General features: G+C 46.5%; 13 protein-coding genes. 3 read left to right on the forward strand and 10 right to left on the reverse strand.

The features are described from left to right. Nucleotides 1-674: 674 nt before the first annotated feature. The 7 genes from AC5JL3_RS18135 to AC5JL3_RS18165 form a co-directional block, all read right to left on the reverse strand. Nucleotides 675-836 (reverse strand): hypothetical protein, encoded by a 162-nt coding sequence (locus AC5JL3_RS18135; protein WP_496075811.1) that lies wholly within the window; start codon nt 834-836, stop codon nt 675-677. A gap of 162 nt (nt 837-998) precedes the next feature. Further along, a complete protein-coding gene (locus AC5JL3_RS18140) occupies nt 999-1,712 on the reverse strand; it encodes a Crp/Fnr family transcriptional regulator (protein WP_496075812.1) in 714 nt (237 codons plus the stop codon). A gap of 340 nt (nt 1,713-2,052) precedes the next feature. Continuing rightward, on the reverse strand, nt 2,053-2,766 hold the full coding sequence (locus tag AC5JL3_RS18145; protein WP_496075813.1) for a Crp/Fnr family transcriptional regulator: 714 nt from the start codon (nt 2,764-2,766) through the stop codon (nt 2,053-2,055). Nucleotides 2,767-2,928: 162 nt separating this feature from the next. After that, nucleotides 2,929-3,054, reverse strand: a complete 126-nt coding sequence (locus AC5JL3_RS18150; RefSeq protein ID WP_496075814.1) for a hypothetical protein — start codon at nt 3,052-3,054, stop codon at nt 2,929-2,931. A 422-nt stretch (nt 3,055-3,476) separates the two neighbouring features. Then, the gene (locus AC5JL3_RS18155) at nt 3,477-3,851 is read right to left on the reverse strand and encodes a hypothetical protein (RefSeq protein WP_496075815.1); all 375 of its coding nucleotides are present in this window, start codon (nt 3,849-3,851) and stop codon (nt 3,477-3,479) included. A 30-nt stretch (nt 3,852-3,881) separates the two neighbouring features. Beyond that, the gene (locus tag AC5JL3_RS18160; RefSeq protein ID WP_496075816.1) at nt 3,882-4,142 is read right to left on the reverse strand and encodes a hypothetical protein; all 261 of its coding nucleotides are present in this window, start codon (nt 4,140-4,142) and stop codon (nt 3,882-3,884) included. 66 nt (nt 4,143-4,208) lie between these two features. After that, nucleotides 4,209-4,355: a hypothetical protein gene (locus tag AC5JL3_RS18165; RefSeq protein ID WP_496075817.1), complete on the reverse strand. Its 147-nt coding sequence runs from the start codon at nt 4,353-4,355 to the stop codon at nt 4,209-4,211. Nucleotides 4,356-4,382: 27 nt separating this feature from the next. On the opposite strand from AC5JL3_RS18165, the gene AC5JL3_RS18170 reads away from it, so the two are divergent. Both AC5JL3_RS18170 and AC5JL3_RS18175 read left to right on the forward strand, forming a co-directional pair. Beyond that, nucleotides 4,383-4,625: a hypothetical protein gene (locus AC5JL3_RS18170; RefSeq protein WP_496075818.1), complete on the forward strand. Its 243-nt coding sequence runs from the start codon at nt 4,383-4,385 to the stop codon at nt 4,623-4,625. A gap of 43 nt (nt 4,626-4,668) precedes the next feature. Further along, a complete protein-coding gene (locus AC5JL3_RS18175; protein ID WP_496075819.1) occupies nt 4,669-4,914 on the forward strand; it encodes a helix-turn-helix domain-containing protein in 246 nt (81 codons plus the stop codon). A gap of 352 nt (nt 4,915-5,266) precedes the next feature. Here the strand turns inward: AC5JL3_RS18175 and AC5JL3_RS18180 are convergent, their stop codons facing one another. Both AC5JL3_RS18180 and AC5JL3_RS18185 read right to left on the reverse strand, forming a co-directional pair. After that, nucleotides 5,267-5,596, reverse strand: a complete 330-nt coding sequence (locus tag AC5JL3_RS18180; protein WP_496075820.1) for a helix-turn-helix domain-containing protein — start codon at nt 5,594-5,596, stop codon at nt 5,267-5,269. Between the two features lie 13 nt (nt 5,597-5,609). After that, nucleotides 5,610-5,978 (reverse strand): type II toxin-antitoxin system RelE/ParE family toxin, encoded by a 369-nt coding sequence (locus AC5JL3_RS18185; RefSeq protein ID WP_496075821.1) that lies wholly within the window; start codon nt 5,976-5,978, stop codon nt 5,610-5,612. Nucleotides 5,979-6,312: 334 nt separating this feature from the next. On the opposite strand from AC5JL3_RS18185, the gene AC5JL3_RS18190 reads away from it, so the two are divergent. Next, complete coding sequence (locus tag AC5JL3_RS18190; RefSeq protein WP_496075822.1) at nt 6,313-6,540, forward strand: hypothetical protein; 228 nt, start codon at nt 6,313-6,315, stop codon at nt 6,538-6,540. Nucleotides 6,541-6,631: 91 nt separating this feature from the next. On the opposite strand, the gene uvrB is transcribed toward AC5JL3_RS18190, so the two are convergent. After that, nucleotides 6,632-8,629 carry an excinuclease ABC subunit UvrB gene (uvrB, locus tag AC5JL3_RS18195; RefSeq protein ID WP_496075823.1) on the reverse strand — a complete coding sequence of 666 codons (1,998 nt, stop codon included), beginning with the start codon at nt 8,627-8,629 and terminating at the stop codon, nt 6,632-6,634. Nucleotides 8,630-8,783 lie beyond the last annotated feature (154 nt).

The raw sequence follows: 8,783 nt of genomic DNA on the forward strand, positions 1-8,783 counted from the left end.
TTTAAACCCAACGGAAATACCCTGAAGTCTTCTAACTCAGGCTTTTCAAACCTACTCCTTAGATTTAGATAAAGCGGCAACCTCAAGCCAGTTTACCGACTCTTGGTAGAAACCCAATCTGCCTACGGATAGAAAGCTATAGTGATTCTCGTATCAGTGAGTGAGTACATCTTAACTTTCTTGCCTATTCCCAATTCCCAAAAACTCAGAACCTTGTACCTCATCCTTTAAAAGAACCGCTATATCTATTTCCAGACCTTCCGTGTTGAGTTTTTGACAAAGCTAAAAATAAAAATCTACCGAAGCTTTGTACACGCTTTCGGTAGTCTTCTCGCTTCTATATAAGTAGGTAGACACAGATAAACCACGGTATGTCAACAAATGTTAAGAGACTAAAATCCTCTTCCCTTCTGCCTTCTGCCCTCTACCTTGCCTCAACAGTAAATATTAGTGCCGACCTACTTAGTTGTACCAAGAGTGTATCAGCAACGATTAACTACTTTTCAAGCCTGCTTATCCCTACCGCACTGAAAATTGGCGGCAGATAAGAAGGTTTGGTTATTCTAATCACATATTTTCTCTAGTTTAGGATAGGCTCCTAATAGCCAGCTAAACTTTTAGCAATTTCGCTCTCTTATTTATGTGTAAGAAAGCACAAGTTGAAATAGCAACTTCTACTTAGGATTGACATAAGCCTGTAGCCACTGCTCTGAAACGCCCACAATCTTGGCAACCTCAGCAAAGGAAAATTTTCCTAACAGCAGTTTGTCAATCAAGTCTTTAGTTTTCTTGGAGATGGCTTGGTTTTCAATGATTTGGTTTTGGAGGCTTTGCATAACTGTCTGAGGAAAGTTCAGCAAGCGCTGTAACACTTATTTGTACTCTTTTTAATGTATGGTTTTGGCAATTATTTGTCCGTCCGTCACCGTACATTTTTTAGAGAATTCTGCGTCGAACGCCTAGGTGCTTAAGCCTTGGGTTGAATTGCACTTTACCCACTAGGGAGTGCCAAGCAAACGATCGAACTCTTCTTTAACGACCTGATAACACTCACAGGAAGCTGATTCCAGACCTTGGCGATCGCAAATTGTTATCTTGCCACGACTGTAGCGGATTAGCCCCGCCTTCTGAAGAGTAGCGGCAACCTCACTGACACTGGCACGGCGCACACCCAACATTTGAGAGATTAACTCCTGAGTAAGCATAAACTGGTCTGACTTCACTCGGTCGTGACACATCAACAGCCAGCGGCAGCATCGCCCTTCTACCGGGTGTAGGCAGTTGCAGGCAACCGATTGCGAGATTTGGTTAAGTAGTGCTTGCGTGTAGCGCAGCAGCAGCTTGTAAAGTGAAGTACTTGGGGTAACCTCGCGTTTGAAGACATCCACCTTCATCCGCAGAGCATCGCCAACAACCTGCGAAATCGCCAGAGCAGGCATTTTATCGGCTCCCAGGAAGACGGGGATGCCAGCCATTCCTTCATTGCCTACCATAGCCGCTTCGACTGTCCTGCCATCTTCCGTGACGTTCACCAAAGAAATAATCCCGCTTTTAGGGAAATAGACATACTCGAGCGGTTCGTCGGGCGCGTAGATGATTTGCTTAAAATTCAGGGAAACAAATTCCAGGTTAGGAAGGAGACGTTTGTATTCTTCTGTAGGTAAGGCAGATAAAAGTTGGTTCTCAATTAGATGGGGACGGTCTTTGGACATTGACACTAGAAGTCTTGTAGGCGCGTCTATAGCGGGGTTCAATTGGAGGTTCTTGCAGGACTCCGTCAAGGCACGAATGCCTTAACCCCTACCATGCGATTTAGGCAACGGAGAACCGCTATAAACATTACAACGAGAGCAGGACAGCTTTATCTGCTTAAGCTCTCATCCCCTAACGCCTTCCCCCAATTTTGGGAGAGGGGGGCGAGGGCAAAAGTTCATTTGCAAAACTGACATGCTCCCTATTACAACTACTCCATTTTGTTTGGCGATTAAGATAGCCTCCTAATTTATAAACTGTACGAATGCTTTGTCTGTCCCTTACCGTACTGACGTATTGTCACCCAAGCAAGCGATCGCTCTCTTGTTTGATTGTCTGATAACACTCACAGGCAGCCGATTCTAGACCTTCTCGGTTGAGGATTGTAATTTTGCCGCGATGGTAGCGGATGAATCCTGCCTGTTGAAGAATGGCGGCAACCACACTCACACTAGCGCGGCGCACTCCCAGCATGATCGAAAGGAACTCCTGGGTGAGGAGAAAGTCTTCTGAGTTTACCCTATCTTGGGTCATTAACAGCCAACGGCAGCATCGCTCTTCTACCGAGTGCAGACTGTTACAAGCGGCTGTCTGTGCGAACTGGTTCATCAGTGTTTGCGTGTAGCGTAGCAGTAGGGTATGAAGTGGGCAACCCCAGTAGACCTCGCGAATGAACACCTCTGCCTTCATGCGTAGGGCATCGCCAGGAATCTGCGCTATCACTTGAGTGGGAATTTGCTTGGTTCCCAACAACAGGGGGATGCCAACCATGCCTTCATTACCCACCGTCGCTGCTTCGATCGCTCCACCGTCTTCCATAAGGCTAAGTACAGAGACGGCACCACTAAGGGGGAAGTAGGCGTACTTGATTGGTTCGTCGGCTTCGTGGAGGACGTACTTCAAAGGCAGGGAGATAAGTTCTAGGTGAGGCAGGAGGCGATCGTATTCCTCCTTAGGTATAGCAGCTAGAAGTTTGTTAGCAACGGGATTACGCGAACTTTGGGATGATGACATGAGGAGCCTCCTTAAGCTGATCTCGCTTGAAGCAGACAGCCAACGGCATCGGTGAACACTCTTGTCGCGGGTTGAATTACTTAATTGGACAGTTTATGCCCTTTAACGTACATAGTATTGGTGCTTGGGAAGGTTAGTCTGTACGCTTTCGGACAAAGGGTTCTAGAGCAATGTAGCCAGTCGCAGGCGATCGCACTCCTGTTTTAGAACCTGATAACACTCACAGGCAGCTAGAGTAGCCAACAACTTATTACCAACCGGATTACGGTTGCTTTGAGATACAGACATTAGGAGCTTCTCCGAGCCAGTCTTGCTTAAAGCAGACAGCCAACGGCATCGGTGAGGACTCCTGTCGCCAGTTGAATTCTTTGGTTATTAAATAACTTATGTACGCTACTTTACATAGTAACAGATAATACAGGGTGAGGTTGTCTGTCGGCAGAGGGACGAACGTGTTCTAACCGCCACACGACCAAGAACGTTGGGAGGCTTTGCGATCAGCCTATGCTAGTAGAGCGTATCCTCGGCAAACGACACCAGCATTAGCTTTCTTTGCATAGCAACGTTCTTAGAGTTAGCGTGACGCTTGGCGGTCGCGCCAAGCACACTCGTCAAAGGCGATCGCGAACCATCCCATTACCAGTAATTCTCTAGCTGAACTGCTCAGTGCTATTTATGACGTTAAAGTAACAGCAGATGGCTACAATCTTTCAAGCTGTTGCATCACTTCCTTGTTGCAAGTCTCTGAGATAGTCTCTGTGTTTTGCCCAGACACGGCGTAGGTATTCCAAAACAGGCTTTTCGTAGTCAAACTTGTCGCACTCTTGTTTAATCCATAACCCCATTTGCCAAAGGTCTTCGAGGGTAGTGCAAGTTTTGATTAGGGAAACAACAGCTTCAATCCACATAGCAAGTTTTCGGTAGCTGATGAATTGTCCTCCCTTGTCACAACGATGGACAAATAGAACATAAGCCCAACATTCAGCTCGTACAAGTAGTGATTTTGGGATGTGCAGGAATTTGGCGATGAGGTCGAGGGTGATGGGAAATGAGTAGGGTTTAATCCGGCGAAATAAGGTTGTCATGGTTACTTTAGTGTTTATAGAACTTACGCGCTAGTTCTCTTCTTCCTCTAAATCTGGAGGAGTGTCGAAGATGACTTCAAATTCTGCAACGGGTATGAAGCGATTGAGGACTCTGAGATGGTCTTGGGCATCGGTTCTGTTGTGGAATCTGGCAACTGTGTAGCGTCTTAGGTCGGGTAAGAGACGCACAATCGCCCAAGGACGAGTAAAGTCTTCGGGTTGCTCGATGCGTTGGTAGGTTTTGACTTCCTCTCTTGTAACTGTGTTGAGGGTGTTTTGAATGACGCGCATGAGCTTTTCTCGTGCTGGAGTGGTGTCGTTTGGGATGAGACTCCAGTCATTTACGGGTGCTGGTTGCTAAGTCAGTAAATAAGATGTGCCTTCTACGCTGATTTTCCAGGTCAAGCGGCGAGTTTGTTTATGGCATTGATAATTTTGCTGTCGCAGGCGCGAACAGATTTGTTCGCCTTCAGTTTTCAGGCGAAGCCAGTCACGATGCTTCATCAGTTTTATTACGGTTGGTAGATGGACATGGAGACCTCTCCCCCAGCCCCTCTCCTGCGAGGAGAGGGGAGTCAGAATCTGCATTTTTTAGGAAAGGCGATCGCATACACATACACAGGCAAGCGATCGCCCATGGAAGACCAATACAAAGCTGCATCTAAACGATTTCCGTCTAGACATCACCTCCTTGCATGGGGCTTTACTTTATTTGTGGTCGATAATGTTAACTTACTTGTTTACGTCTCAATCATACACGATGTGAACAAATAAATTCACATTTACTTGGTTATATTCCTCTGACACGATCAGAGGCATGGGAAGAGCAGGGCAAGCCCTCAAGCAGGCATTGGAAACCTACAGTATCAGCCAGAACAAACTGGCAGTGGCGTTAGGCATTGAGCGAACTATTGTTAATCGTTGGTTTCACGAACGGGCAGACCCTACGGCTGAGACAGTTGCAGATATTGTCAAAGCGCTGAAGGGAATCAATCGAGCTGCCGCCGAGAAGTTTATCGAATTATATCTAGGTGAGCTGATTGAGGATGAGGAGCAGCCTTAGCAAAAATGTGTAGCCAGTAGCGCTCGTGTTGCTGGCTTTTGACTTTAATTAAGTGCTTGTGAATGCGATCGCACGCTAGCAGTGATGCTAAGGGGGAAACGCGCTCACTTTCAGCCACCTAAAACACACCTCAGGCGCTCCTTCGTGTGTTTGACTGAGGAACTAAATGCGATCGTGCTGATGGGAGTGAGAGTGCGATCGCCTTCTTCACGGTGCTGCTCGTAGTATCCCCAGGCAGGGGATTTTACTCAAGTTTTCTCCCTCTAACAACCGTTGTACCGAAACCACGATAATCTAAAATCAATTGCAAGTGCGATCGCCACACAGAAAGGCGATCTGTAAGTATCCAAGATTATGTAGCAACAACTCGTGTTCGAGCTTGTGAACGAGATTTAGGTTTGGTTTTCACTACAATTTCCACATCTCGACCCAAAGCATTCAAAAAACGAAACAACCGTACAGTTGAAAATCCTGATAACTTTCCGTTGATTAGATCAGATACTTTTGGCTGATCAATTCCTAAAAGCTCTGCTGCTTGGGCCTGCGTCATGTGTTGCTTAGTAATAATGCTGCTGATCTTACGTGCGAGTTCAGCTTTTACAAGCAATTCATCCGAATTTTCTAAACCCAAATCGGCAAATACATTACCGCTACTTGCTTGCACTCTAATTTCCTGAGCCATTTCTCTCTCCCTTTTACTGCTTGCTATAGTTTTCTGCGTAATGCTCTTTTGCTCGTTTAAGTCTTGTTTCAATCAACTCAATATCCTGCTGTGGTGTAGCGATTCCTTGCTTTGATTTCTTTTGAAAAGCGTGTAAGACATAAATTACGCCAGCAAGTTTCACTGTATATACAGCTCGGTACGTATCTCCATCAAAGTCTTCCACAACTTCAAGCACCCCAGCCCCCTTAAATCCTTTGAGTGGTTTAGCCCAAGGATGCTTCTCACCGCATTGAGCCAAGTACAAGGCATAGCCAACGGCTTGCTGAACCTCCTCTGGGAAATCTTTCAAATCCTCAAGGGAACTTCCAACCCATTCAACTGGTTTCAACGATGAACTCATCCCTTAAATATGCTAGTTCTGGCATATTATTGTCAATCGAAGCTGTGCATCTTGAGTGATAATGGAGCATTAAAAAAATGCCAAATCTAAACCACGATTTTCTATGAGATAGCTACGCTTTACGCACTCATCAGGTGGGCAGGATGGCGATCGCTCTTTAAAAGTCAGTAAGGTGGAAGCGATCGCCTTTTTTGAGAGGTTGGCAGAGTGCGATCGCTCTCATAAGGCTTTAGCAGAATTTAGATAGGGAAAGATCAACCCTTGGAGTTCTAAACTCTGGTGCTTTCCCAAACAACACCTCAATTTTGGAAGCTCAATTGGAGAGGTACGAATAATGGAATATTGCAGTGTTGCCTATTCCTGGATAGGCAGAGGATGGACTCAAGAGATTAACTGGCTGCGTATACAAGGAGAGGAAGTTGCCGAGTGGAAAGGGAAATACTGGACGGATTTTCTGAATTATATGGCACAAGACCGCTGGGAGCTTGTCGCAGTAGCTCCATTGGGAGGCGGAGAGTATTCAATCTCCGGAATTGTTGCCTATTTTAAGCGACCTCTTTAATTGCTCAATGAAGCCGAGCATCACCATTCGTAGTTGGCGCTTTAACGCTAAAGCGCCGACTACAAATCAAATTATCTTCATGCCATTCTGCTTAATGACCTATGAGTTTATCTCGCAGATGCTTAATGCGATCACGATACTTCGCCGCCTCCTCAAATTGCAAATTCTTCGCCGCATCCTTCATCAATTCTTCCAGTTGACCAATTAATCCCGGAATCTGCTCCAAAGGCAACTCATCCGCCTGTTCATAAACCTCTTCTAACTGTTGAGCATTCAATCGCCGCGACACTTCCAGAAACGCCAGAATCGAATTATTTGATCGCTTGATAATCGACTGCGGTGTAATGCCGTGTTTCTCGTTGTATTCCAGTTGAATTGCTCGACGTCGTTCCGTTTCCCCGATCGCTTTTGCCATGCTGTCGGTAAGATTATCAGCATACAAAATTGCTTGCCCTCGGACATGACGGGCCGCCCGCCCAATCGTTTGAATTAGCGATCGCTCTGCCCTCAAAAACCCCTCTTTATCGGCATCCAAGATTGCCACCAGAGAAACCTCCGGTAAATCCAATCCCTCCCGCAACAAGTTCACTCCAATCAAGACATCAAACATACCCTCACGTAAATCTTGCAAGATTTCAATCCGCTCAATCGAGTTAATCTCCGAGTGCAAATAGCGTACCTTGATGCCGCGTTCCTGCAAGTATTCCGTCAAATCTTCCGCCATGCGCTTCGTTAGGGTAGTCACTAGCGCTCGCTCTTTCCGATCAACCCGATCCTTAATTTCACCCAAAAGGTCATCAATTTGTCCTTCCGTCGGGCGCACATAGATTTCTGGGTCAACCACACCCGTCGGTCGAATCACCTGTTGAATTACTCGCTCTTCTGACCGTTCGATCTCCCAATCTCCTGGTGTGGCAGAAACAAAGATGCACTGACTCACCTTCTCCCAGAACTCCTCTGACTTTAGAGGACGGTTATCTGCTGCACTGGGTAAGCGAAAGCCATGCTCAATTAGCACTCGCTTTCGGGCTTGGTCGCCGTTGTACATCCCCCGAATTTGAGGAACCGAGACGTGGGATTCATCCACCACCAACAGCCAATCTTTAGGGAAGTAATCAATCAAACACTCTGGCGGTTCTCCAGCAATGCGCCCTGCGAGGTGACGAGAATAGTTTTCAACACCGTTGCAGTAACCCACTTCTCGCAAGAGATCTAAATCATAACGAGTACGCTGTTCCAGCCGTTGAGCTTCCAGCAAACTCCCTGCTTTCTCCAATTCCTCCAAACGCTGACGCAGTTCCTCCTCAATCGCATCACACGCTTCTTCTAGTCGATCATCCGGGGTAACAAAGTGACGCGCTGGGTAAACATTTAGAGCATCCAAACTTTGGAGAATTTCACCCGTTACAGGGTCAACGTAGCGAATTGCGTCTATTTCATCACCAAAGAATTCCACACGAATAATCCGGTCTTCGTATGCCGGACCAATCTCCAAAACATCGCCTTTAACACGAAACCGACCTCTCCCCATCTCCATGTCGTTACGAGAATATTGCACCGAGGCTAAATCCCGCAACAACTGGCGTTGGTCAACTTCCTTCCCCATCCGCAAGGGTATCGAAGCTTTCAAGTATTCCGAGGGAATCCCCAAACCATAGATACAGCTAATTGACGCAACAACAATTACATCACGCCGCTCAAAAAGCGATCGCGTTGCCGAGTGCCGAAGCATATCAATCTCATCATTAATCGCTGCACTCTTCTCTATATAGGTATCCGTAACCGGGATATAAGCTTCCGGCTGATAGTAGTCGTAGTACGAAACGAAATACTCAACTGCATTGTTGGGAAAGAACTCGCGTAACTCATTACAGAGTTGGGCAGCTAAAGTTTTATTGTGAGCTAGCACCAACGTCGGTTTGCCTATCTTGTCGATCACACTAGCGGCGGTGTAAGTTTTGCCTGTTCCTGTTGCACCGAGCAGAGTTTGGAAGCGATGACCGGATTGTAGACTGGAGGTCAGTTGTGCGATCGCCTGTGGCTGATCACCCGTCGGTTTAAATGGAGCTTGCAGATTAAATTGCGCCATAGAAGTGAAGATGAAGAGGTGCCTCTATTACCTATGCTAAGTAACTTCTCACGTAATTGCGTTTAGCCGGAGCGGTCGTCTATTGTGTCATCCACCTTACCAATTCCCAATTCCCAATTCCCAATTCCCAATTCCCAATTCCCAATTCCCAATT

Source organism: Symplocastrum torsivum (assembly GCF_059505465.1).